We start from the raw sequence: 24,837 nt of genomic DNA on the forward strand, positions 1-24,837 counted from the left end.
CCATGTTTTCTTCGTCCTCCTCGTCTCCAACGGCTTGCATTTCGTTGTCATCCCCGTCCTCCTCCTGCCCGAAGTCCTTCGGTAGGGAGAGAAAGAGACCGGCCCGCTGCAGTTGGATTCGTGGGCACGATGCGAGCAGATCACTCAACGCCGTCTGCCCCAGTTGAGCGAACCGCCCCAACCCTTCAAAACCGTCTGTCAGCCAGGAGGCGGGATGGCCGATGATTGGAACCGGTTCATTGAGTTCCTCATCGAGGTGCCAGCACTCCGGGAGTTCGCCAGGCCTCACCAGGCCGGCTCGTGCCGCCGCCGCCGCCTGGACGATGCTTCCCAGGGAGGTCGCTGCTCCTAACGCACTGAGCGCAACGGTACGTGGTTCGTTCATGGCCGGTCCTGACGTGAAGCCCTACCCAATCCGAATGAATCATAGGGCACAACGAGGGTGTTCCGCACTCGCTAGGAGAGAGTGCATTCCGTCGTCGAAGTGCTCAACGGCAAGGGGACGGAGAGAAGCCAGCAGCCATCCGGAGGAGCGCCAGGGATCGGGGCGGTTACACTGAGTCTCCTCCAGAGTACATCATGTCCGGACACATGCTTGAACGCCGTCCCTTCTGAGCGCTGCCCAGCACCTCGCCCGGCTGCACCTGCATGCCGTGAAGGCGAGCCTGACGCGGAACAACCTGCGCATCACCTTGCGACTGCTCGTGGGCGCTGGCGAGGCGCGGGAAGCCATCATCGCCGGATGCCTATTAGACGTCCCAGGCGATGGGGAGGTGCTCGAAGCCGCGCAGCATGAAGTAGGGCCGGAAGACCGGGGCTTCGTCCGTCCGCAGCCGCAGGCCGGGCAACCGCCGCAGCAACTGCTCGAAGGCGATCCGCCCTTCCAGCTTCGCCAGCTGGGCGCCGACGCAGAAGTGGATGCCCTTGCCGAACGCCAGGTGCTTCTTCGCGTCGGCGCGGTGGATGTCGAAGCGGTCCGGCTCGGTGAACTGTGTCTCGTCGCGGTTGCCGGACGCGTACAGGATGAACGCCCGCGAGCCCTTCGGGAGGGTGACCCCACTCAGCGCGGTATCGGCCATCACCGTCCGGAAGAAGCCGCGGATGGGTGACTCCATGCGCAGCACCTCCTCGAGGGCGTTGGGCAGGAGGCTGGGGTCCTCCCGCACGGCCTTCCATTGCTCCGGGGCATTGAGCAGCAGCCACAGGCCGTTGCCGATGAGTCCCGTCGTCGTCTCATGGCCGGCGGCGAACAGGTCCATGGCGTTGCACACCGCCTCCTGCTCGCTCAGCGGCGCGGTGCCGCCCATCGACTGAGGCACGAGCAGCGTCAGCAGATCCTCGCGCGGGTGGCGCCGCCGCTCGTGGAGTTGCTCCCGGAAGTAGCGCTCCATCGCGATGAAGCCGTGCGCGCTCTGGACCTGCTGCTCGATGGGCGCGGTCGCCGACATCAGCAGCGTCTTGTCATCGGACCAGCGCTTGAGCTGCTCCATGTCGGAGCGCGGCACACCGAGCAGGTCGCAGATGATGAAGCCCGGCAGCGCGTAGGCGAACCGTTGGATGAGGTCCGCCTTGCCATCGCGGATGAAGCCGTCGATGAGCGCGTCCGCCGTCTCCCGGAGGGTGGGCTCCATCGCCGCGATGCGCTGGGCGCTCAAGGCCCTGCCGAACACGGCACGGACGCGGGCGTGGTCCGGGGGATCGCTCTGGACGAGGGAGAGGAAGCGAGGATACGCCTGCGCGAGAACGGCGCGCACCTCGGGGTGTGGCTCGGCCCTGGCATCGAGCGCTCCCACCGAGGAGAAGCGCGCGGTGTCCTTCTCCACCTCGGAGATGTCCGCGTACCGGGTGACGACCCACAGGTCGAACATGGGACTGTAGAAGACGGGCCGCTCCCGCCGCATCCGCGCATAGAGCGGATACGGGTCGTGGAGCTGGTCGGGGGCCATCGGATTGAAGTGGGTGGAGATGTCGTTCATGGCTCTCCTCATGGACTTCCCCCCATCATCACCGGATTCCATGCCCTCCGGCGAGCCGCGGCAACGGCGGGCCGTCCACGAGCCAGGCGGCGTTCCCGGTACCCCGACCAGCAAGCGTCCGAGAAGCCCCTACAGGTTAGGAGTCATTCCACCCACCGTGCCCCGCATGGAACCGCATACCATTGGGGGTTGGCGTCACGCAGCCGCGATGAGTGGCTCTGGCCCATGGGGACATTTCTTCATGTTGGACATCCCGGGTTACCGAATTCAGGGCACGCTCAGAGCGACGGGGTCGAGCGTGCTGTTCCAAGCCGTGCGCGAAGCCGATGGGGTGCCCCTCATCATCAAGACGCCGATGGCTCCCGTCCCCAGCTCCAGCGAGAACGAGCGGTACCGGCGGGAGTTCGCCATCCTCCAGCGGCTGCGGGACGTGCGCGGGGTGGCCAGGCCCTATGCCTGTGAGCGCCTGCACGGGCGGCCCCTGCTCCTGTTGGAGCGGGTGCACGGGGAGGCCTTGTCCGAGGCCACGGGGGAGCCGATGGCGGTCTCCCGGTTCTTGAGTCTGGCCCTCTCGCTTGCCTCCACCCTGGCCGAGCTCCATCGCCGCGACGTCATCCACAAGGACATCAAGCCCTCCAACATCATCGTGGAGCCGTCGGGAGAGGCGCGGCTCATCGACTTCGGTGTGGCCACGCTGCAGCAGGTGGAGCACCTGGAGGCGGCGCCAACGCACCTCATCGAGGGCACGCTGGCATACATGTCGCCCGAGCAGACGGGACGGATGAACCGCACGGTGGACTACCGCACGGACTTCTATTCGCTGGGCGTCACCTGCTACGAGCTGCTGACGGGGCGCAGGCCCTTCCAGGCCCAGGACGCGCTCGAGTGGTTTCACGCCCACATGGCGCAGAAGCCCAGGCCGCCCCACGAGCTGAATCCCCAGGTACCACGGGCCTTGTCCGCCCTCGTGATGAAGCTGCTGGCCAAGGTGGCCGAGGAGCGCTACCAGAGCGCCGAGGGCTTGAAGGCGGACCTGGAGCGCTGCCGCGAGGCGTGGAGCCGGAGCGAGCAGGAGGTCTTCCCGCTGGGGACAGAGGACAGGCCCCAGCGCTTCCAACTGCCGCAACGGCTGTACGGGCGAGAGGCGCAGGTGAGCGCCCTGCTCGAGGGCTTCGAGCGCGTGGCGCGCACGGGCCGGCCGGAGTTGCTGCTCGTCAGCGGGTACTCGGGGATCGGCAAGTCCTCCGTCGTCAACGAGCTGCACAAGCCCGTGGTCCAGCGGCGTGGGTTCTTCCTGCGCGGCAAGTTCGACCAGTTCCAGCGGGACATCCCCTATGTCACCCTGACGGTGATCCTCCGCGGCCTGGTGCAGCAACTGCTCGCGGGGAGCGAGGAGGAGTTCTCCCGGTGGCGCGAGCAGGTGAATCAGGCCTGGGATGGCCAGGGTCAGCTGCTCGTGGACATGGTGCCCCAGCTGGAAACGCTGGTGGGCCGTCAGCCCGGGCTCCAGGCCCTGCCCGCCAGCGAGGCGCAGCACCGCTTCTTCCGGGTGGTCCGCCAGTTCCTGTCGGTGTTCGCCACGCAGGAGCACCCCATGGTGGTGTTCCTGGATGATTTGCAGTGGGCGGACCCCTCCAGCCTGAAGCTGCTCGAGCAGTTGATGTCCCATCCGGAGAGTCCTCCGGTGTTGTGGCTCGGCGCCTACCGGGACAACGAGGTGAGCCCCACCCACCCGCTGATGGCGGTGTTGGAGAAGGTGCGCGAGGCGGGAGCGCGCATCACGGACATCCGGCTGGAGCCGCTGCTCCTGGCGCAGGTGGAGGAGCTGGTGGGCGCGACGCTCCCGGGAGCCAGCCCGGAGGTGGTGGCTCCCCTGGCGGTGCTGGTGCACGAGAAGACGGGGGGCAATCCCTTCTTCCTGCTGCAACTGCTGGTGACGCTCCACCAGGAGGGCCTGCTCGTGCGCCTTCCCCAGGGAGGCTGGCGGTGGGATGCCGAGGGCGTCCGGGCCCGGGGCTACTCGGAGAACATCGTCGACTTCATGGTGGGGAGGCTGCGCCAGTTCCCTCCAGGCACCCAGCAGCTGCTGCGGCTGGCGGCGTGCGCGGGGACCGCCTTCTCGCTCCAGCTGTTGGGCACCCTCTCGGGACTCTCCTCGGTGGAGGAGGTGGAGCAGGGCCTCGAGCCCGCGTTGCGCGAGGGCATGCTGGGGCGCGTGGGGGCGGAGACGTACCGCTTCCTGCATGACCGCATCCAGCAGGCGGCCCACTCGCTCAGCACCGAGGCGCAGCGCCAGGAGGTGCACCTGCGCATCGGCCGGATGCTGCTCCAGCGCCTGTCCCCGGAGCAGGTGCGCGAGTCCCTCTTCGAGGTGGTGAGCCAGCTCAACACCGGGGTGGCGCTGATGGAGGACCCCGCGGAGCGCCACCAGCTCGCGCGGCTCAACGCCGAGGCGGGCAGCAAGGCCCAGGCCGCGCTCGCGCTGATCCCCGCCCTCGGCTACTTCGCCATGGCCTTCTCGCTCATTCCCGGGGAGCCCTGGGAGACGGACCACGCCCTGGCCTTCGAGGTGCGGCTGGCCCAGGCGCGCACGGAGCTCATGAGCGGCTCCCCCTCCGAGGCGCGGCGCCAGGTCGCGGAGTTCCGCCCCCGGGCACGCTCCCGCGCGGACACCGTGGCCATCTACCTCCTGACCCAGGACATCCACTTCGCCACGGGTGAGTACCTGCAGGGCATGAACAGCATCCGGGAGTGCCTGGAGCTGCTGGGCTCGCCGGTGTCGCGGCGGACCACGTGGGAGGAGGCCGTCGCCGCCAATGAAGAGGTGTGGGCCCTGTTGGGGCAGCGCCCCATCGAGAGCCTCATCGAGCTGCCTCCCATGAACGACCCGGACGTGAAGCTGACCGTTCTCGCCCTCTTCAAGCTCTTCCCGGGCGCCTACTCCTCCGACCCCCACCTGCTCATCGTCATCCTGAGCCGGGTGGTCTCCCTCACCCTGCGCCACGGCTTCGTGGACTCCGCCGTGCTCGGAATCGTCTGGTTCGCCGTCATCACCGGCTCGTTCTTCAAGCGCCACCGGGAGGGAATGGCCTTCGCACGGCTCGCCCTCGGCTTCGTCGAGCGCTACCACCTGGCCGCCTACCGGGGAGATGTGCTGCTCGGCATGCAGTTCAGCCATTACTGGGTCCAGCCGCTCGCCCGGGCGCAGGAGCTCCTCCTCAGCGGCCTGCACCATTCGCTTCAAGTGGGGGCGGTCGCGCCCGCCACCTATTGCAGCGTCTATCTCGTCATCAACCGCCTCGCCATGGGGCACCCCCTGGACGAGGTCCACCAGGAGTCGCTCGTGCGCGGCGAGTACCTGCGCAAGGCGGGCTTCCTGGATCCGCTGGAGTGGCATCTCGTGACCCAGCGCTACGTGCAACAGATGCGGGGCCACTCCCTGTCGTTCCAGACCCTGAGCGGGGAGGGGTTCGACGAACGGGACTTCGAGGCGCGGATGACGCCCGAGCGGCTGGGTGGCACGCGGTGCCATTACTGGGTCTACAAGATGCAGTCCCGCTTCATGTGCGGCGCCTATGCGGAAGCCCATGACGCGGCGGAGAAGGCGGCCGGGTTGTTGTGGGCCAACCTGGGCACCCTCAACTCCCGCGAAGGTCACTTCTTCCGGGCCCTGACGCTGGCCGCGTGTTTCGAGGGGGCCCCGCCCGAGCGGCAGCGGGAGTTCCTCGAGGCCATCGAGCAGCACCACGGGCAGCTCGCTCAGTGGGCGGAGCTGTGCCCCGAGAACTTCCGCGCCCTCGAGCGGCTCGTCTTCGCGGAGCGGGCCCGCCTCCTCGGGCACTCGGAGGACGCGACGCGAGCCTACGAGGACTCCATCCGTGTGGCCCGGGAGAACGGAGCCACGCAGTACGTGGGGCTGGCCAGTGAGCTGGCGGCGAAATTCTGGCGCACACGCCAGGCGCCCATCGTCGCCCACGCCTTCGCGCGCGAAGCCCGGGCGGCCTACCTGCGGTGGGGCGCGCGGGCCAAGGTCCAGCACCTGGAGTCCCAGTGGCCGGAGCTCGTCTCCGTGGAGCTTTCCCAGGATCCACTGACCACCAGCAGCACGGACTCCACCCGCATCGACGTGCTCACGGTGCTCAAGGCGCAGCAGGCGGTTTCTGGGGAGATCGTGCTGGAGCGGCTGGTGACGGCGCTGATGCAGGCGGCGCTGGAGAACGCGGGCGCCCAGCGAGGCGCGCTGCTGCTCCCCGAGGGGGACAGGCTCTCGGTGGCGGCCCTCTTCCAGCTCTCGCCGGAGGGCGCCATGGAGGCCTCGGACGAGGCGGGCCACCACGCGCTGCCCTGGACGCTCCTCTCCTATGTCCGGCGCACGCGGGAACACGTGCTCATCGGGGATGCCTCCCATCCCCACCCCTTCGCCTCCGATGCCTACCTGGCGCACAGTGGAGCGCGCTCGGTGTTGTGCCTGCCCCTGATGCGGCGGGAGCGGTTCGCCGGGGCCCTGTACCTGGAGAACGACCTGACCACCAACGCCTTCAGCCCGGCGCGCCTGGCGGTGCTGGGACACCTCGCCTCGCAGGCGGCCATCTCCATCGAGAACGCACGGCTGTACGCGGACGTGCAGCGCGCCCGGACGGAGCTGCGTCAGGCCAATGACGAGCTGGAACGGCGGGTAGAGGAGCGCACCTACGAGCTCAGGCAAGCCCAGGCGCGTCTGGTGGACACCGCGCGCGAGGTGGGCATGGCGGAGGTGGCCTCCAACGTGCTGCACAACGTGGGCAATGTGCTCACCAGTGCCGTGGTCAACCTGGAGATGATGCGTAAAATCGTGGGTTCCCTGCGCGTGGGCCGGTTGAATCAGGCCGCGGCGCTGCTGGTGGAACACCGGGGCGCGCTGGCGGACTTCCTGACGAAGGACCCGCGCGGCGGCAAGCTTCCGGACTACCTGACGGCGCTGGGCAAGGACATGATGAGCGATCAGATGCGCTTGATGGAGGATCTGGATGCGATGGACCGGCACATGGAGCACATCCGCGCCATCGTCCAGGTGCAGCAGACGTATGCGCGAAACTCGCTGATGATGGAGGAGTGCGAGTTGTCCGGGCTCATCGACGACGCGCTCCGCATCCAGATGGCGTCATTGCAGCGCCACGGTGTCGCCGTCCATCGGCAGGTGTCGCAGGTGCCCCGGGTGTGCGTGGACAAGCACAAGGTGTTGCAGATCCTCATCAACCTGCTCAGCAATGCGAGACAAGCGCTGGATGGAGTACCCGAGGGTAAGCGCAACCTCTGGGTGAAGCTGGAGGCCGCGGGCAATGTGGCGCGCATCCGGGTGGTGGATGATGGGGTGGGGATCGCACCGGAGCTGATGGGGAAGCTGTTCATGCACGGCTTCACGACGCGCAAGGATGGCCACGGCTTCGGGCTCCACGCGAGCGCGCTGGCGGCGCAGATGCTCAAGGGCCAGCTCACCCTGGAGAGCAAGGGGCCCGGCCAGGGCGCAGTCGCCACGCTGGAGCTTCCACTCACCCTGGCGGGGACTTCGTAGCGGCGGCGGGAATCGAACCCGCCGCCTGACAGCAGGGCGCCTGGGACGTCTCCGGCTCGGGGCACCACGCCTTCTGTGAGCTTCACCACCGCGCTCAGGTCAGCAGGCCCATCACCTCGAGTTTCGCTTGATGCGAGTCGAGAATCCCATTCACGTTCATCACCAACACCTGATGAGCCTGGTTGGCCCAGATGTGCGAATCGCGGAAGATGCGCAAGGAGTTGTTGGTCACGGTGTCCAGGCTCACATAATGGCCGGCTCCTGCGGGCACCTGCAGCCACCAATGGTCATACATGGGCGGCTTGTACAGACGATGGTTGGCCAACGCGTAGCTCTGGTCGTATTGAAGCCCGAACTCCGGAAACATGCAGACGTAGTAGTTGGTGCGCACGGGGACGAAGGTGTTCAAGGCGACCCACGTCGAGTTGAGCACCGTGTACCCGTGATAGGTGGCTTCCCTCACGGATACAGCCTGCACCACCTGGTTGAACCAGGTACGGTATGTCGCCACATCGCTCGTGTTCGGGACGTGCACCCCGTGCTCGTTCCACGTATAGCCAGCGGGCGGCCTGAGGTTTGCGTCGTTGATGATGGCGGTCGATGCCGCCTGACCTGCCGCCCAGCAGCCGGCGATTGGCCGTGGCGCTCCCCGCACGGAGTCGTACCCGTGCGAGGGGTCGTCCGTACCCGCCGTGGAGTCACCGGCCATCAGCGTCCAGTTCCAACAGGCAGGACTCGTGTCCTGGAACATGGGTGCGCCGAACACGACCCAAGGGTGGGCCCGCACATTCGCCCCGGCGACGGTGACGATCGTCCCCGTGTTCGTTGCCGAGCGGGTGTACAGGGCATTCTGTTCGTCGTTCGTCAGTTGATGCATGGCAAGATCTCCTGTCGGTATTCGGGTTAGACGGGAGAGCCACTGCGTTGTGACGGGATTCGAGGTCGCCAGGGTGGGGCCCACCTGTGGGGCACGTCCCCGCTCGCTCCCAAGGCCCCCGCCCCTCCACGCTGGCGGGTGTCGGCCCGTGGGGCTCCCTTTGCGTCAGGGGCATCCCTATCTTGGGGGGCGTTGCCCGAAAATAAATCCCACGGGTCTCTCTCTACGCACTGCGTACACGGCGAGAGAGGACCCGAACCATGGGACATCGGCTCAAGGACGACGGCAAGAAGTGGCCGGGCGGCAAGATCTATTACGACTACAAGCTCCCCGACACGTCGACGCCCGAAGGCGGACAGCAACAGCTGGCGCTCGACCGGCTGAAGCTCGTCGACACCATCGAAGAGTGCATGGAGCGGTGGATGCGGTTCGTCAACGCCGACGGCATCACCCACATCCAGTTCATCTGGAGCAAGGATGCTCCGGTCTACAAGGTCATCGACCTGACCAGGAACAACGACGGCAGCGGCTCGGGCCTGAATGGCTACGACGGCACCAGGTCCTTCTACATCCAGTGGAAGAGGCAGGCGGATGATCACATCAAGAGCATCCCCCATGAACTCGGACACATCATGGGACTGCTTCACGAGAACGACCGTGTCGAGGGCCTGACCAAGGACAACCCCTTCACTGGCAATAACCCGAGGCTGTGCGTGACCGCGGCGTTTTCGTTTCTCGCCGACGGGCTGAAGAAGAAGCGGGACAGCTACCAGGCCGTTGGCGACTACGACATCTGGTCCATCATGCATTACCCGGAGACCACGGGGTACGAGTGGAACTGCGACGATAAACAGCTCCAGGCGTACATGGATGCCAACCCGGATCCCCTCTTCAGGGCGGTCCAGCCATCGCTCAATTACGCCCGGTGGAAGCAGAAGATGGGGCGGCCCAGCCCGTTGAACTACCCCACCCGGCAGGAGGTCGAGGCGGGTCTCTGGACCCCGAGCCTGGGTGACGTCACGACCCTGAGGCTGTTGTATCCCGGCCCTCCCGCGCAGAACGCCCAGTAGCGGCACGGCCCACTGAGCCGCGCCGCGCGGCTCATCCGGCGCGGCTCCCGCTGCCTCTTGCCCTCCCGGGCACCCCTTTCCCTCTTCGTTTCAAGGCTCTGTCCCATCGAGCCTCAGGTGAATTCCGATGAAATTCGAGAACCTGCGCGCCGCGCTCGTCCCCAGCAGTGGAACGCTCACCGTCTCGCACGCTGCCCTGGGCTCGACCGTGGACGCGCTCCTGGACGACTCGTATCTGGGCCAGCCCCTCGTGATTTCGGACGCCGCCCCGGGGCCGGGTGATGGTGTGGACAACACCGTCGTCATCACCGGCCGGTCGACCTTCCTCGGCGTCGCCGACCTGCCCGTCACCGCCCGCTTCTCCCTGGATGGCGAGGGCAACGTGCAGGCGCTGCTCCGCTACCAGCTGCGGGACAGCATGCCGGGGCCCGCCGCCTGGACGTTCTCGCGCAGCTTCCCCAAGCTGCCCGCGATGTGGAACTACGCGACCGGGTACCCCACCAATGATGCCCCGGTGGACGTCTCGGCCCAGCAGAAGCCGTACGTGGATTCGCTGGACCTCTTCGACACGTATTACGCGGTCTCCACCCACGCGCGGAAGGATCCGGACTCCGGCGTCCCGCTCGAGCCCGGCGTGAACGTACTCGGCAAGATGCGGCCTCAGGGCATGGCCGGAGTTCTCGAGTACGCGATCAACGGCGCCGAGCCGCTCGTGCTCCACGGGCCGGTGCGGATTCCCAAGCTCACGGACAAGACGCGGGGCCTCGCTCCGCGGGAGCTCGTGTGGGATCGGCCGGAGGCGCCGGGCATCCACCTGAAGGCGGCGCTCTCGCTGGACTTCAAGATCGGCAAGCTCGCCTTCGAGGACGCGGCGCTGCGCATCTACACCCCGCCGTCCACCGACTGGCAGGACGCGAACGCCTCGTTCCAGCCCGGGTACGGTTACACCGGCCGGCTCTCCGTCGCGAGCGCCGGCATCACGCTGGACCTGGCCGCGAACCTCGAGTGGGGCCTGCCCCGCGCGTTCCTCTCCGCCAGATGCAACGGCGTGACGCTGGGCAAGCTGAGCCAGTTGGTGGACATCGCCGGCACCGACAACCTCGTCTCCGCGCTGCCCGCGGACCTGAAGGACGCGGTGAACGCGCTGGAGAAGCTGGAGCTGATGGAGCTCGGGCTGGCGCTCTCCACCGGAGGTACCACCCCCACCGTGGATTCGATCGTGCTGATGGTGGGCATGCCCAAGCTCCGCTGGAAGATCTGGGACGACACGCTGGTGGTCGAGAACCTCGCCTGCCGCTTCCGCATCCTCGAGCCGTTCGGCGGCAAGAACACCGCCACCGCGGTCTCCGTCATGGGCACCGTGACGATCGAGGGCGTCCCCATCTCCGTCATCGGCGAGAGCATCCTCGGCGAGTTCACCCTCTACGCGCGGATGGACAACCAGACCCTCCCGCTCGCGTCGCTGATGAAGCGCCACGTGCCGGGCGTGCCCGCCCCGAGCGACCTCACCGTCACCCACCTGGGGCTCAGCATCTCGCCGGGCAAGTCCTATTCGATGACCACGCAGCTGGCCGGCAAGCCCAAGCCGTGGACCCTTCCGGTGGGCCGCAACGGCATCACCATCGGGGACGTGTCCTTCGACTTCAAGATTCCGAAGACCGGTTCGGTCTCGGGCTCCTTCGCCGGCACGGCGTCGCTCGGCAAGAACCTCCGCCTGGCGATGAATTATGAGATCCCCGCCAACTTCGCCCTGCGTGGGGACTTCAAGGACATCCAGCTGCGAGGCCTCATCAACGAGATCTGCGACCTCGTGGGCGAGATGCCAGCGGACTTCGACCTGACGTTCTCCTCCGCCTCCGCGCTCGTGCAGAAGCGTGGCGAGGACTACGTGCTCCAACTCGCCGCCGCGCTGGACAAGGTGGGCCTCTTCGCCTTCGAGGCGAGCAGGTCCGCTGGCAAGTGGGGCTTCGCCGCGGGGATGGATCTCGGCGCGGCCAGGCTCTCCAGCCTCCCCGGCCTCTCCGCGCTCGAGTCCATCGAGGACGTCGTCAAGCTGCAAAAGCTGATGCTGATCGTCTCGTCCATCGACAACCCGAAGTTCCAGTTCCCGGACCTGGCGCAGTTCAAGACGCCGGCGCTCTCCACCGGAAAGCTGTCACTGCCCACCGGCGCCACCGGGGTCAGCAAGGGCTTCATGGCCTTCGCCGAGTGGCAGCTGGACCCCAATGACAAGCAGCACAACCTGGTGATGAATCTGCTGGGGCTCGGTGGCACGCAGCGGGTGACGGTGGCCGTGGGCGCCAACCCGGCCAAGGACTCGCAGCTCTTCCTCTCGCAACAGTCGAAGCTCAACGGCCTGCCGTTCAATTACAAGCTCGGCGTGATGCTCAGCAACGGCAAGCCGAGCTTCTTCCTCAATGGCTCGCTGACCGCGAAGATCCAGAAGCAGCAGCAGACCTTCGATGTCACCACCGCCTTCGTCTCCGGCGGCGCGTTCATGTCCGCGACGATGAAGGGCGCCACCGCGGTGGACTGTGGGCCCTTCAAGCTGAGCAACGTGGCCTTGCAGGTCGGCGTGAACTGGGGCGGCATCCCCAGCCTCGGCGTCGCCGCGACCATCGACACGAAGAGCTTCTCTTCCTCGGTAGCGGTGTTCTTCGACTCGACCAACCCGGCCAACAGCCTGGTGGCGGGCTCCATCAGCGGCCTCACCTTCAAGGACGTGGCGGGCGTGTTCCTCGGCGGAATGAAGTCGCCGGTGGACGCGGTGCTCGAGAGCGTCGCCATCAAGGGCACCCGCGAGTTCACCCTCCCGGGCGACCTCACCGATGAGCTCGACGGGCTGGAGTGCGACAAGATCTCCAGCGCGTTCGACAAGGCGGCGAAGGTGGCCATCCCGTCGTCGTCACAGCAGCTCGCGGTGGTGCCGAGGTCCAAGGGCTCCTCGTGGCACCTCACCGATCTGACGAAGATGCGGCACTACGAGCTGGACAAGCAGGGCAACGACATCCGGGTGCGCGTCTCGCCGCAGTTCTACTTCGCGCCGCAGGAGACCAGCATCGGGACGATCAAGTTCCGGCAGGCTTTCTACCTGAACGCCGCCCTCTCGTTCTGCGGCTTCGACGCCGAGGCCACCATCGACGTCGTGCCGGGCCGGGGCATCTCCATCGACGCGCAGATGGACAAGATCTCGCTCCTCGATGACAAGCTCTTCTCCATCGCCGCGTTGCAGGGCGGCGGCGGTCCGAGGATCTCCGCCGCGACGTACTCCCAGCCCGACCAGCAGGACGTGCAGTTCCAGCCGCCGCACTTCTACATCAACGGCAGCCTGACGCTGCTTGGCGTCGAGCGGGGCCTCTACGCGAACGTGACGACGCAGGGGATCGACTTCGAGCTCGTGGGCAACCTCATGCCGGGCGTGAAGTTCGACCTGGATGCGCGCTTCGGCAAATCCGGACTCGGCGTCAGCGGCAAGGTGATGGTTGGCGTCGGCACCGTGGACCTCGGCCCGCTGGGCAAGGCGAAGATCAACACCGACATCGAGGTGGACGTGGACCTCGACATCACCGGCAAGGCCCACGACGTGAGCGCCGCGCCGGACACGCGCTGGGCGCCGGGTTCCACGGTGCTCGAGAACGAGGTGGCCAGGCTCGTCTTCGAGGCCGATGGCAATCTGGTGCTCTATCGCATCGACGGCGCCAACTGGGGCCGGATCTGGGCCTCGAACAGCGGCGGTAGGGGCGGCAACACGCTGCTGTTCCAGAACGACGGCAACCTCGTCATCTACGCGCCCCAGGGCCCCATCTGGGCCACCGGCAGCAACACCCCGAACCTCGGGATCATGAAGCTGCAGGCCGACAGCAACTTCGTCCTCTACGAGAGCACCGGGAGGGCGAAGTGGGCGAGCAACACCGGCCGCGGCGGCGACGGCAGCGGCGCCGAGCTCGAGCTGGAGGCCGACTTCCAGTTCGCCGGCCAGCGCGTGGACCTCGGCAGGTTCAAGGTCGAGGTGACGGGTGACACGTTCTCGCGTCTGCCCAAGATCATCGAGAAGAAGTGCGCGGACGCGCTCAACGACGTCTTCAAGGACTCGACGAAGTGGGCCAACGCCGTCGCCGATGGCGTCATGGACGGGGTCGGCGACACCTCCAAGGTCTTCAGGGATGTCTACAAGAAGAGCGAGAAGGAGGCGAAGGCGCTCGCCAACGACCTGAGCAAGGGCGGGAACAAGGCGGGCAAGACCATCGAGAACACCGCCAATAGCGCCTACAAGAGCACGAAGAAGACGGTCAAGAAGCTGAAGTTCTGGTAGCGCGGCGAGGCCGTCTCTCCGTGGACGGCGGGGCTCTCAGAACGGAGGGCCCTGGGTCTGGACGTCGAGCGTGTTGCTGTTGAGGGTGGCGAGAAGGCGGCGGATGACCTCGGCGCGCTGGGGGGCCGTCATGTCGGCGAGCACCCAGCGCAGCGCGGCGGCGTCCTCCGTCGTCCAGCGCCGGGCGCTGATGGCGCGGTCGACCATCTGGTGGCCTTCCTGGTGCGCGGCGAGGCTCCTGGCGGGTGGCTCGGAAGGAGGGGGAGGGCGGGGCGCCGTGTCGGGGGCTTCCGTGTGGTGTGCCCGTGCCAGCTCGTCGCGCAGGACCTGGACCAACTCGGCCCGCGGCCACTGGGCGTCCACGGTGCCGCCAGAAGGGGATACGACAGCGCAGCGCACCTCGGGAGGCGGGGCCTCGGCCCGTGCGAGGTGCTCCTCGAGCAGAGCGCGTTGCCGGGCGAGCTCGAGCAGAAGGGGACGGTCGCCGGTGTCGGGGGCCGTCAGCCGCCCCACGAAGAAGCCGGTGGCGGGTCCAAGGATGAGCGACGCGGCCAGCAGCCGCTTCAGTGGGGTGGACATGGAATGGGCTCCACGACCCGGGAGGCATGGCGTCCGCGCGCCTCCCGAGGGCGGGAATCAGGGGTTCTTGGGCGCGAGGTACGAATGGTTGGCCACGCTGACGAAGGTGCATTCGGAGCTTGAGTTCCAATTGAAGCCGAGTTCCGAGTCGCCCTTGATGCTCTGCAGCGCGGCCACAATGGCTGGGTTGCTCGAGTAGCACGAGCCGAAGACGCCGTTCGAGGCCTGAGCCCAACAGAGGACCTCGGGGCTGCCACCATAGACGTAGGTCTCGCAGCCGATGTATTGCACGCTGTCCGGGCTGTTTCTCGCGTCCGCCAGCGAGCCCGACGCGCTACCACTTCCGTTGCTGCCGAGGGTGACGCTCACCGTTCTGGTGTACTTGAGCCCCGCCCACGCGGTCATTCCGAGGAGCGCCGTGGCGGCCGCTCCCACGAGCCTCGCGCTGTTCTTCCTCATGCTGTCTGTCTCCTTTGGTGTGACGGGATGTCACTCCGCGCGAGAGGATGGGATGCACGGAGGGTGAAGGCAAACACTATGTATAGGGGATGCTACGTCTCCTGCTCTGCTGGTCGCTGTCCGGTCAACGGCTCCAACTCCCACGAGCGTGTGGAGACGCGCTCGTTCGGCCCCGCTCCCATCCGGAAGGTATTTCACTTCTGAGTCCCCCCACCGGCTCAGTCGCAGGGGAAGTTGTCAGCCCAGGTATGGGGAGCTGAAGGCTCGCTGAGCTGGATGCACTCCTTGCCTGGTTCGGCTAGTGTGCACGAATTCCTTGAATTGGATGAAACGGGAGTTCGTATGCACTTCGCGGTACGCAGGCGCTTCATGGAGACCCTGGCAGTGCTCGGGCTCATCGCGACGACGTTCATTGGCGCGTCGCCGGCCCGGGCCGACTACGCGGCGATGATCCAGCCGGCCTCGGGGAAGGTCACGTATCTGGTCGGCGGCTGCCCCTCCGACCCCAGGCCAACGCACGCTGGAATCGACATCGCGGGCCCGTCGGGTGCGCCCATCGTGGCCGCGTACGACGGGGTCGTCACCACGCGCGTCGTCAACTTCGGCACGTCAGGCTATGGAAACTATGTGATCATCACACACGCGTCCGGCTACACGACGCTCTACGCGCACATGCAGCAGGCTCCGGCCGTCGCCTTGAACCAGACCGTGGCGAAGGGCCAGACGATCGGCCTCATCGGCAACACCGGAAACTCATTCGGAGCGCACCTGCACTTCGAGCTCAAGCGGAGCGGGGCGAACATCGCGAACCAGGGTTACTCGTGCGGCCAGACGGTGACGAGGGGTTACTCGATCCCCATGGATTTTCCCGGGCTCCAGTCCAACACGACCAGGACGATCCACGAGACGGCGGTACACGGTGGCGCGTGGCAGAAGATGAGCACGGGGCAGCAGATCTCATCGAATGTCTTCACGACCGTGAACATGGGGACGGGATGGGGTGACATCCTCAGCAGTTCCGGCGGCTACCTCTGGCACACGTTCGTGAACGGTGGACGGTGGGTCACTCTCAACTCCGGGCTCGCATTGAACGCCACGAGCATGTCCGCCGTGAATGTCGGGCAGGCGTCGCCGCAAATCCTCGCGGTGGAGGATGGCCGGCTCATGCACGTCTGGGGTGATTCGAATGGATGGCACAAGGGTTGGACTGGCATCAGCACGACGGGCAAGGTCTCCGCCGTGTTGATGGCGGACAACTCGATCCAGGCGATGATCAATCAGGGTGGAACGCTGTATCAGGTGTGGACCGGCGGCGGCGCCTGGCACATCGGGTCAACCGGACAGCCGGTCGGCGATGCGTTCGAGGCGGTGTACATGGGGGGCAGCGCACCTCAGGTGATGACCGTGCTGAACGGGCAGCTCCATCAGATCTGGGCCTCGAGCACGGAGTGGGTGACGATGTCGACGGGTATCGCGATTGCGCCCGGCGCGACTTTGTCGGCACTGAACATGGGCGGTGGGTGGCCGCAGGTGTTCACCGCCGAAGCCGGGAACCTGTACCAGACCGCTGTCATGAATGGCGGCTGGACGAGGATGGCGACCGGGATCCCGGCGTCCGGGCCGATCGACGCCGTCTACCTGGGGGGAGGTCAACAGCCCCGCGTGTATACCGCGGACTGAATCCATGTCCTCGTCCCCGCGTCCCTTCCTCGCCGTGATGTGGACCCTGGGCCTCCTCCTGTCGCCGGGGGCCCAGGCCACTCCAACCGCGGATGCCTTCGAGGCCTGGCTCCACCCCTCGACGCCGCCCGCGGATGGATTCGATCCGTTGCCGGCTCCCTCCCGCGCACCCGCGGGCAGCGAGGTCCGCGCCCTGGCCCACGGGCGTGTGGTGGCGGTGGATGCCAAGGCCCAATCGCTCACGCTGGAGCATCTCTTCTACGAGAACCACGAGTTGCTGCGCATCCGCGCGGAGTACGCCCCGCTGGCGGAGCGGAAGCCGCGTCCGGGTGACACGGTCAAGCGTGGACAGGGATTGGGGCGGGTGGCCCCGAAGGGCCGGCTGTCGGTGACGCTGCATGGGGGCAAGCGCTTGTCGAACACCGAGGCCCGGAGCTTCCTCCAGGCGCGGGCGCGCTTGCCCCAACCCGCCCAGGAGCCCGTGCTGCTGCTCGTCTCACACACGGACCAAGCCATGCGGCTGTACACGCGGGGGCGGGAGCTGGCTCGGGTGGAGGTGGGCTTTGGCCAGGCCGAGGGCCGCAAGCAGGTCCGCGGGGACAACCGCACGCCCATGGGCATGTACCACGTGGTGCAGAAGCACCGGGGCACCTTCACGGGACCCTACGCCGAGTACTACGGCGGCCATTGGATCCGCCTGAACTATCCCAACACGTGGGACGCGGATCGGGGCCTCGCCGAAGGACTCATCACCCGCCAGGTGCGCGACCGCATCGCCCGCGCGTGGGCCGAGCGCAAACCCACCGAGAGTTCCACGCGCCTGGGCAGCGGCATTGGCTTCCACGGTTGGGTGGGGCCGTGGACGCGGGAGGAGACGGGCGGCCGGCTGTCCTGGGGATGCGTGGTGATGCACACACCGGACATCACCGCCCTCTACGAGAAGATCCCAGAGGGCGCCATGGTCGTCCTGTTCTAGCGGGGGTGCTTCACTTCCATGCCGCGGCGTGCTGCCGGGCGAACGAGGCGAAGGTCATTGGCGCACGGCCGGTGACCTTCCGCACCGCGTCCGTCACCTCGCCGGCGTAGCCCGCCTTGTCGATGGCGTGCAGCTCCATCATCGCATCCACCAGCCCCGCCGGCATGCCCATGTCGAGCATGGCCTTGTTCGCGGCGGCCTCCGGCACGTCCACGTAGTTCGCCTTCTTGCCGGACACCTCGGCGATGGTGGCGGCGGCCTGGCCGATGGTGATGGCCTCGGGGCCGGTGAGGTTGTAGGCCTTGTTCTCGTGGCCGCTCGAGGTCAGCGTGGCGGCGGCCACCGCCGCGACGTCCGAGCCCGCGATGAAGCTGCACGCGCCCTGGCCCCAGGGCAGGTAGATGTTCCCGTCCTTGCCCGGGGGATAGAAGTTGATGAAGTTCTCCATGAAGTTGTTGGGCCGCAGGAAGGTGTACGTCAGGCCAGAGCCCGAGATGTAACGCTCCAGGGTGCGGTGCCACCGGCCCAGTTGGATGCCGGGCTCGACGTCCGCGCCCATGGCCGACAGCTTGACGATGTGCTTCACCCCCGCGGCCTTGGCCAGGTCGACGAGCCGCGCGCCCAGGTCCACCTGATCCGGCGTGAAGGGCGTGACGAGGAAGAGCTTCTCCACGCCCTCCACGGCCTTCTGGATGAGCTCCGGCTTCGTGTACTCGAAATCGATGGGCGTCACGTTGCCGCCCTCGAGGGACTCGGCCTTGGCCGCGCTGCGGACGGCCACGCGCACCGTCACGTCGCTGCGGCCCTTGAGCGCGGACACCACCTGCGAACCGATGGTGCCCGTGGCACCCGTCACCAGAATCGTCGCCATGTCTTCTCCCCTGTTTGACTGACTGCGGAGAGGACGTTACCCCGAGAGGACGTCCGGGCACGGTGCCTTCTGCTCGTGTGACAACCCGCGCTCACCTGTGGACCACCGGGAGCGCCAATGCAGGGAGAGCGAACCCGGCTTCGTTCCCAGCGTCTGCCCGGACTACATGAACAGCCGCGGGATCATCTGCCGTAGTTGGCGAAGATTCGAGCAGATGACTTGTTCTGCATCCCCTGGACGGCGGCTCGCACATCGGAATAGGAAGTCGCCATCCACCGTGCATAGGAGATGATTGTCTTTGGCGATGCCTACTCCTGCTCGTTGTCGGCGGGAGCGGAGAGGGCGTGGCGCTCGAGCAATCGCCGGAGCTGCGTGCGGTGCATGCCGAGCGCCCGGGCCGTGGCGGCCACATTGCCGCCGCTCTGTCGCAGTGCTTCCTCGATGCGCGTCCGCTCGTCCGTGTCGAGCGGCTTCGCCCGCGACGGCGCTTCCTTCGGGGGCTCCCGGTGCTCTGGTGGTGGAGAGGGTGGGGCAGGGACCGACGCCGCGGCGCCGAACGCGGTGCCGGCACTCGGGCTCAGGTGGCGGGCCTCCACACGCGGGGACTCCTGCATGAGCGCCGCCTGGATGGCGCTACGGGCCTCGACGAGCAGCTCCCGGATGTTGCCCGGCCAGGGCCGCATCAGACATGCCTCCACGAAGGACAGGTGCAGCGTCAGTTGGGGCGCCACCTGCCGCACCTCGCGGTGGAGCAGCAGGGCGATCTCCTCGGGGCGTTGGCGCAGGGGCGGCAGCGTCACCTCCGGCCGGCCGATGCGGAAGTACAGATCCTCCCGCAGTCTTCCCGCCGCCACGAGGGCGCGCAGGTCCCGGTTGCTCGCGGAGCAGATGTGGATGTCCACCTGCTTGGGTTTCGCCGCTCCGAGCGAGAGGACCTCCTTGGTTTCCAGCGCCCGCAGCAGCTTCGCCTGCACCGCCAGGTCCAGCTCCACCACCTCGTCGAGGAAGATCGTCCCGCCGTCCGCCGTCTGGAGATAGCCCGGCGCATCGGCATCGGCCCCCGAGTAGGCGCCGCGCTTGGCGCCGAAGAGCAGCCGCTCGGCGATGCTCTGGGGAATCGCCGCGCAGTTGACGGCCACGAAGGGGCCCGTGCCGCGTGGACCGTTCTCATGGAACGCGCGCGCCACGCCCTCCTTGCCCGTGCCGCTCTCGCCGTGGATGTGCAGCGGGAACCCGAGCCGGGCCGCGCGGGAGACCTCGTCGAGCAGCCCCTGCAGGGCCGGGCCCCGGATGAAGCCCTCGCGCGTCACCACGCCACGCTGCTCCAGGGGATGCACATCCGCGCCAGGCACGAAGAGCGAGTCCCCCATGCGGATGACCCGCTGCACCTCGCGGGGCGTGTTGGCGGGCACGGGCTCCCCATCCACGAAGGTGCCATTCTGGCTTCCCAGATCGGTGACCCAGAAGCGCCGCCCGTCGAAGTGGATCCGCGCATGGCGGCGCGACATCCGCGGATCCTGCGCCTCGCCCAGCGCCGGCGAGCCCCGTCCCAGCTCCAGTTCTCCATTCTTGAGAGGCAGGGCCACCGCCATCGCCGTCCCCGCGGCGAACAGCCGCATCAGGCCCGGGACTCGCTCCACGGCGGCATTCTTGCCATTCAAAATTCCGCTCGGCTTGAGGGTCGACCCGTCCTGTTCCATGCGCGCGCATTATAAGCCGGTGTGTCTGGCACGGCTCGTTGTGTCAGCACCTGTGCCTGGTGTTGTGCCACTCCGTCTGCCGTCGAGCGTCTCCCGGCTCGACGTGCGCGGTATGTGCCCGGGATTGTTCGGCCTCTGTGTTTTGACGTGCTGGCATGCCTTTGGCTAAGCCGCCTGCCAACCAGTGTTCGCGGTGGCGCGGGTGGGTTCGCGGCAGGGGGGAGCCCGCCCGTGCCGCCGCACGAGGGGGAGGTCATCATGGATATGGAGACGACGAAGACACAGCGAGTGGGTACCCGCGAGGGCAGCGGGCGGTGGTCTGCATGGCTCATCTGTATGGCCCTGGTGACGGTGGCCAGCGGATGCGGCGCGTGCCAGCAGGTGATCCGGCCGGCGGAGCCCACCACGGGCCCGGTCTCGACCTGCCCTGGTGGGCCCCTCTGCGGCATCGACAAGGCGCTGATCGCGGGAATCACCGTGACCGACGAGTGCCCCACGGGGAATTGTGACCCGGGTGGCAATGGCAACGCCAAGGGCCTCTACACCGCCGAGGGCGGCAACTACTGCTTCATGGTCGGCGACACGAAGTACTTCTGCCCGGAGGCCTTCGTCCACAGGCCGAAGGGGCTCATGCTCTCCGTCCGCTATCTGAACGGTGTGTTTGGCGTCGTCGAGTTTCCGGTCGAGGCCAGGCTCGCGTCTGATTCCTCTCCTGTGTACATGCTCGCGGTCGAGGGAGACCGGACCCAGCTCACCCTCAAGTACCGGCAGAACGGCGTGGAGCACACCTTGACGGGCGCCGACGTGAGCAAGGTGATCCTCAGCCTCAAGTCCATGCCGATGGGACATGGAGACGCGACCCAGCTCATCTCCTACGACATGCGGTTCGTCACCGAGCAGAAGGAGAAGACCGCGCAGGATGGGGTGTACCGCTACAGGCTCAACTACCGGGAAGTCCGTCCGGGCAACAACACCTGGCTCCGGCACTGCGCGGGGGATGACGAGACCGTCGTCTCCTTCCTCCCGGGGCAGCGCGTCAGTGGCGCGACCGGCTACGTCAAGGACGACGCCACCGTGGTCACCATGGGCTGCGAGCAGGGCTCCATCGTCACCTGCCTGGCCTGGGGTTACACGCCCTGGGATCCCGCCACGGGCCTGCGGGACGAGACTCGCGACTACGTCTACCAGTCCTGCCTGCAGGCGAAGCGGGCCGCCTATTTCGTCGGCAAGGGGGACTGGCGCAGCTACACGAAGCGCAACACGAAGATCTTCAGGCGGGACCAGTACGGCTTCGCCAGGCCACAGGATTCGTTCGAGGACGTCGAGGCCCTCTGGAGCCCGCTCGGCGCGGTGTGCCTCAACACGAAGAACCGCCGCCGTCCGACGGCCGAGCCCTGGCTCGGGCAGAATGAGAACAACCTGAAGACCTACGGCGTGGGGCCGTGCTCGCCCGAGGACTACACCCTTCAGGGGAAGGTCTTCACCGGCCCCGTGGAGGACCCGTCAACGCTGCCCTGACTCCGCCTCGCGCAGCGGCGCTTCGTACTCCCGCCGCAGCAGCGGGTTGAGCTCGAGGGCCCGGGTGAGCGCGGCCCGGGCCCGCTGGACGGTGCCGGGGCGCTCCGCCTCGCGCATCGTCCGGGCCCGGGCCAGCAGCAATCCTCCATGCAGGGCATGGGCGTGCGCCAGGTTCGGGTCGAGCCGGAGTGCCAGCTCCACCTGCGCCAGCCCCTCGGAGATGGAGCCGGACGCCTTGCTCGCGGGCAAGGCCTCCGCCAGCCGCCAGTGGACGCGCGCCAGTTGCTGGTGGGTCTCGTAATAGGGATACATCTCCACGGCGCGCCGGGCCTCCGCGAGCGCCTGCTGGAGCAGCGGCAACTCCGGCTGTCCCCGCCGCTTCGCCCACTCCGCCTCCGCCAGGGCGAGCCTCGAGCCCACCAGCCGGCACTCGACCCAACCGGAGTCATGGCGGTAGGCCTCGGCCAGGGCCCGCCGTCCCGCCTCGAGCGAGGCCGTGGGCTCCTGGCCCTCGCGCATCGCGTGCTCCACCTCCACCAGGTGGCCCATGGCGCGGTAGAGCGGGGTGCGCCCGTAGGTGGCGTTGATGGCCGCGGAGCGCTCCAGGTATTGGAATGCCCGCTCCAGTACCGGACGCGGGTCTCCGCCGCTGGCGACGAGGTAGCGCGCGAGCGTCAGCTCCGTGAGGGCCACCTGGTTCAGCGCCAGGAAGTAGTTGCCATCGAGCGCGAGGGCCCGCTCGCCCGCCTGGAGCGCCTTGTCCACGTCCTCCTGGGGGCTGCGCCCGCGCGAGAACTCGTATACCGCCCTCGCGCCGTACAGTTCGATCAGGTTCGTGTGCGCCAGGAGGTACGACGGGTCGCTGCGCGCCGCCTGGTTCAAGTGGTGCTCGGCGCGGGCGTAGGACTCGCGGGGATCCTCGCCGTGCTCCCGCTCGTGGTTGCCCTTCCAGCGGTAGACCTGCGCGAGGTCGTTGTGCCCCCACGGGTACTCGGGTTGGAGCTCCAGTGCCTTGCCCAGCCAGGAGATGGCCGCGTCCCACGAGGCATCCGGCGCCGCGCCCTCCCGCGCCAGCCGGAGCGCGCGCATGAAGTGGCTGTAGCCCAGCATGTCGTAGGCGTACACGTCTCGAGGGTTCAGCTTCACGGCGCGTGCGGCGGTGGCGGTCCACTCGGTGAGGATGGGCTCCGGGTCCAGTCCGCCCTTCTCGAAGTTCATCAGCCGGTACCACTGCATCAGCACCTGGGCCTTCTTCGTGTACCCCGAGGCGCGCAGCGGTGAGGCGTGGAGGCCCTTGTCTCCCGTCTCCAGCGCGCGCTCCAGCGAGGCCTTGCGCGAGCGTCCCCGCCGCGAGTCGATCACCGACTGCTGCAACCACACCTCCGCGAGCGCCTCGTAGTTGCGCGCGTCGCTCCGGCCGGACTCGATGGCCTGCTCATACAGGTGGCTCGACTGCTCGAGCCCGGTGCGTGCCGGGTCGTACTCGCCCTTCTCCAGGTGCTCCATGGCGCGGGTGTAGGCCACGTCACCGGCGAGCTTCCGGGCCTCGTACACCCAGGGCGTCTCCGCCGCGGCCTGGGCCGCGAGCCGTGCCGCCGCGTCGTAGTCCCGCCGGTAGAAGGCGATGAGTCCCTCCAGGTAGCGGGGCGATTCCAGGTCCAGGTCCCTGCTGCGCTCGAGCGACTGGAGCGCCGGCTCCAGGTACTGCTTCTCCAGGGCACGCTGCCGTTGGGCCACCCACTCCTTGCCGCCGCTGTTGCGCGCGTCCTCCAGTGCCTGGTGGTACAGCTCGCCGAGCACGCGGCCTCGCGCGTAGTGCAGCTCGGGCGAGTCGACGCCCTTCTCCCGCGCGCGCGTCAGCTCCTCGTGGGCCCGCTCCAACTCGTGCATGGCCAGGTAGCCGCGCCCCAGCGCGTAGTGCACGAGCCCCTCACCCTGGCTCCCCAGCTCATGGGGCTGCGAGGCGAGCCGCGTCATCCGCTCGCGGACGAGCTGCTGCTCCCGGCTGGTGTCGTGCAGGGGCAGGGTGTAGGCGGCGCGCAGGAACCATTCGATCTCCTTCACCTGTTGCCCGAGCTGTCCGGCCAGCCGGGCGCGTTCCTCGGAGCGTTGCCGGGTGGTGCGGGCCTCCAGCCACGAGCGCGCACCGAAGGCGGCGAGGACGAGGATGCTCGCCAGGGACACCGCCGAGACGGCCACCAGGGTCCGGTGCTTCCGTGCCCGCAGCCGCAGCCGGTACGCGAGGCTCGGGCGCTGTCCGAGGATGGGCTCGCCGTCGATGTAGCGTCCGAGGTCCTCGGCGAGGGCGCGGGCGGAGGCGTAGCGCTGCTCGGGCTCCTTGTTCAGGCTCTTGAGGGTGATGGTCTCCAGGTCGCCCGGGAGCTGGGGCACGTGTGTGCGCGGGGCGGGCGGCTCCTCGTGGAGCACCTTCTGCAGCGTGCCCATGAGGGAGTCGCCGGTGAACGGGACCACGCCGGTGAGCAGCTCATAGAGCGTCGCGCCCAGGCTGTAGACATCCGAGCGGCGGTCGATGCCGCGCACGTCGCCGCGGGCCTGCTCCGGTGCCATGTACGAGGGCGTGCCCATGAGCGCCCCCGTCTGGGTGAGGCCGTGCCCCTGACCGATGTCGTACGCGAGGCCGAAGTCCATCACCACCGGGAAGCAGCGCCCGTCCTCGCCGCGCTCGACCATGATGTTGGAGGGCTTGAGGTCCCGGTGGATGACGCCGAGCCGGTGTGCTTCGTGGATGGCCTCGGCGACCTCCTTCATCACCTGCACCTTCTCGGGCAGGGACATGCCCTGGGCCGCCTTGTCCAGCCGCTCGCCCCCGATGAGCTGCATGGCGATATAGGCCTTCCCGGCTACGTCGCCGACCTCGTACACCTTGCACACGTTCGGATGATCGATGCGTGCCTGCGCGCGGGCCTCCTGGAGGAAGCGCATCACCTTGTCGGGGTCCGCCCCTCGGATGAACTTGAGCGCGACGACGCGGCCCAGGCGCCGGTCCCGTGCCTTGAACACCTCGCCCATGCCTCCGCTGCCCAGCGGTGAGAGGAACTCGTAACGGTCCCAGTGGGGGACCGGGAACTCCTCGCCGGGCCGAGCGGCAACGGGTACCGGGAGCTCCGCGGCCCGCGCCGTGCCTTCTCCCGGCAACGTGGGCTCCAGGAGGGGCGTGTCGACGCGTTCTGGCGAGAGGGTAGGCTCGAGCGTCGGCTCTTTCTTACCGGGATTCGACATGGGCAGCGAACCCTGCTGTTGCCAGTGG

At 67.7% G+C, this 24,837-nt stretch carries 13 protein-coding genes and 1 pseudogene; 6 read left to right on the forward strand and 8 right to left on the reverse strand.

Going from position 1 to position 24,837, the window contains the following annotated elements; all coding sequences use genetic code 11:
* A pseudogene (locus tag Q664_RS58035) lies at positions 1-385 on the reverse strand (hypothetical protein); the annotation flags it as partial.
* 364 nt (positions 386-749) lie between these two features.
* On the reverse strand, positions 750-1,976 hold the full coding sequence (locus Q664_RS26330) for a cytochrome P450 (protein ID WP_052518693.1): 1,227 nt from the start codon (positions 1,974-1,976) through the stop codon (positions 750-752).
* Positions 1,977-2,217: 241 nt separating this feature from the next.
* On the opposite strand from Q664_RS26330, the gene Q664_RS26335 reads away from it, so the two are divergent.
* Positions 2,218-7,527 carry a trifunctional serine/threonine-protein kinase/ATP-binding protein/sensor histidine kinase gene (locus tag Q664_RS26335; RefSeq protein ID WP_043401529.1) on the forward strand — a complete coding sequence of 1,770 codons (5,310 nt, stop codon included), beginning with the start codon at positions 2,218-2,220 and terminating at the stop codon, positions 7,525-7,527.
* Between the two features lie 94 nt (positions 7,528-7,621).
* Here the strand turns inward: Q664_RS26335 and Q664_RS26340 are convergent, their stop codons facing one another.
* Positions 7,622-8,404: a hypothetical protein gene (locus Q664_RS26340; protein ID WP_043401532.1), complete on the reverse strand. Its 783-nt coding sequence runs from the start codon at positions 8,402-8,404 to the stop codon at positions 7,622-7,624.
* Positions 8,405-8,664: 260 nt separating this feature from the next.
* Between Q664_RS26340 and Q664_RS26345 the strand changes: the two genes are divergently transcribed.
* Positions 8,665-9,474: a M12 family metallopeptidase gene (locus tag Q664_RS26345; RefSeq protein ID WP_043401534.1), complete on the forward strand. Its 810-nt coding sequence runs from the start codon at positions 8,665-8,667 to the stop codon at positions 9,472-9,474.
* Positions 9,475-9,601: 127 nt separating this feature from the next.
* The gene (locus Q664_RS52670) at positions 9,602-13,786 is read left to right on the forward strand and encodes a hypothetical protein (RefSeq protein ID WP_052518694.1); all 4,185 of its coding nucleotides are present in this window, start codon (positions 9,602-9,604) and stop codon (positions 13,784-13,786) included.
* Positions 13,787-13,822: 36 nt separating this feature from the next.
* On the opposite strand, the gene Q664_RS26355 is transcribed toward Q664_RS52670, so the two are convergent.
* On the reverse strand, positions 13,823-14,365 hold the full coding sequence (locus Q664_RS26355; protein ID WP_043401537.1) for a hypothetical protein: 543 nt from the start codon (positions 14,363-14,365) through the stop codon (positions 13,823-13,825).
* A 57-nt stretch (positions 14,366-14,422) separates the two neighbouring features.
* Positions 14,423-14,824, reverse strand: coding sequence for a hypothetical protein (locus Q664_RS26360; RefSeq protein WP_043401540.1), 402 nt, complete (start codon positions 14,822-14,824; stop codon positions 14,423-14,425).
* Positions 14,825-15,166: 342 nt separating this feature from the next.
* Here Q664_RS26360 and Q664_RS52675 point away from each other — a divergent pair, with 342 nt between their 5' ends.
* Positions 15,167-16,504, forward strand: coding sequence for a M23 family metallopeptidase (locus Q664_RS52675; RefSeq protein WP_052518695.1), 1,338 nt, complete (start codon positions 15,167-15,169; stop codon positions 16,502-16,504).
* 4 nt (positions 16,505-16,508) lie between these two features.
* The gene (locus Q664_RS26370) at positions 16,509-17,480 is read left to right on the forward strand and encodes a L,D-transpeptidase family protein (protein WP_043401543.1); all 972 of its coding nucleotides are present in this window, start codon (positions 16,509-16,511) and stop codon (positions 17,478-17,480) included.
* A gap of 10 nt (positions 17,481-17,490) precedes the next feature.
* On the opposite strand, the gene Q664_RS26375 is transcribed toward Q664_RS26370, so the two are convergent.
* Together Q664_RS26375 and Q664_RS26380 are read right to left on the reverse strand one after the other, a co-directional pair.
* A complete protein-coding gene (locus Q664_RS26375) occupies positions 17,491-18,351 on the reverse strand; it encodes an SDR family oxidoreductase (protein WP_043401545.1) in 861 nt (286 codons plus the stop codon).
* Between the two features lie 308 nt (positions 18,352-18,659).
* Positions 18,660-20,051, reverse strand: coding sequence for a sigma-54-dependent Fis family transcriptional regulator (locus tag Q664_RS26380; protein ID WP_043401548.1), 1,392 nt, complete (start codon positions 20,049-20,051; stop codon positions 18,660-18,662).
* Between the two features lie 258 nt (positions 20,052-20,309).
* Here Q664_RS26380 and Q664_RS26385 point away from each other — a divergent pair, with 258 nt between their 5' ends.
* On the forward strand, positions 20,310-21,569 hold the full coding sequence (locus Q664_RS26385) for an ADYC domain-containing protein (RefSeq protein ID WP_152622353.1): 1,260 nt from the start codon (positions 20,310-20,312) through the stop codon (positions 21,567-21,569).
* On the opposite strand, the gene Q664_RS26390 is transcribed toward Q664_RS26385, so the two are convergent.
* Positions 21,555-24,809 (reverse strand): serine/threonine-protein kinase, encoded by a 3,255-nt coding sequence (locus Q664_RS26390; protein ID WP_043401554.1) that lies wholly within the window; start codon positions 24,807-24,809, stop codon positions 21,555-21,557. The genes Q664_RS26385 and Q664_RS26390 overlap by 15 nt on opposite strands.
* Between the last annotated feature and the right edge of the window lie 28 nt (positions 24,810-24,837).

This window comes from Archangium violaceum Cb vi76 (assembly GCF_000733295.1).
GTDB lineage: Bacteria > Myxococcota > Myxococcia > Myxococcales > Myxococcaceae > Archangium > Archangium violaceum.

What these genes read in the sequence shown, in the direction of transcription:
- Q664_RS26330 (WP_052518693.1), bottom strand. Translation starts at nt 1,976, where the DNA reads ATGAACGACATCTCCACCCACTTCAATCCGATGGCCCCCGACCAGCTC.
- Q664_RS26335 (WP_043401529.1), top strand. Translation starts at nt 2,218, where the DNA reads ATGTTGGACATCCCGGGTTACCGAATTCAGGGCACGCTCAGAGCGACG.
- Q664_RS26340 (WP_043401532.1), bottom strand. Translation starts at nt 8,404, where the DNA reads ATGCATCAACTGACGAACGACGAACAGAATGCCCTGTACACCCGCTCG.
- Q664_RS26345 (WP_043401534.1), top strand. Translation starts at nt 8,665, where the DNA reads ATGGGACATCGGCTCAAGGACGACGGCAAGAAGTGGCCGGGCGGCAAG.
- Q664_RS52670 (WP_052518694.1), top strand. Translation starts at nt 9,602, where the DNA reads ATGAAATTCGAGAACCTGCGCGCCGCGCTCGTCCCCAGCAGTGGAACG.
- Q664_RS26355 (WP_043401537.1), bottom strand. Translation starts at nt 14,365, where the DNA reads ATGTCCACCCCACTGAAGCGGCTGCTGGCCGCGTCGCTCATCCTTGGA.
- Q664_RS26360 (WP_043401540.1), bottom strand. Translation starts at nt 14,824, where the DNA reads ATGAGGAAGAACAGCGCGAGGCTCGTGGGAGCGGCCGCCACGGCGCTC.
- Q664_RS52675 (WP_052518695.1), top strand. Translation starts at nt 15,167, where the DNA reads ATGCACTTCGCGGTACGCAGGCGCTTCATGGAGACCCTGGCAGTGCTC.
- Q664_RS26370 (WP_043401543.1), top strand. Translation starts at nt 16,509, where the DNA reads ATGTCCTCGTCCCCGCGTCCCTTCCTCGCCGTGATGTGGACCCTGGGC.
- Q664_RS26375 (WP_043401545.1), bottom strand. Translation starts at nt 18,351, where the DNA reads ATGGCGACGATTCTGGTGACGGGTGCCACGGGCACCATCGGTTCGCAG.
- Q664_RS26380 (WP_043401548.1), bottom strand. Translation starts at nt 20,051, where the DNA reads ATGGAACAGGACGGGTCGACCCTCAAGCCGAGCGGAATTTTGAATGGC.
- Q664_RS26385 (WP_152622353.1), top strand. Translation starts at nt 20,310, where the DNA reads ATGGATATGGAGACGACGAAGACACAGCGAGTGGGTACCCGCGAGGGC.
- Q664_RS26390 (WP_043401554.1), bottom strand. Translation starts at nt 24,809, where the DNA reads ATGTCGAATCCCGGTAAGAAAGAGCCGACGCTCGAGCCTACCCTCTCG.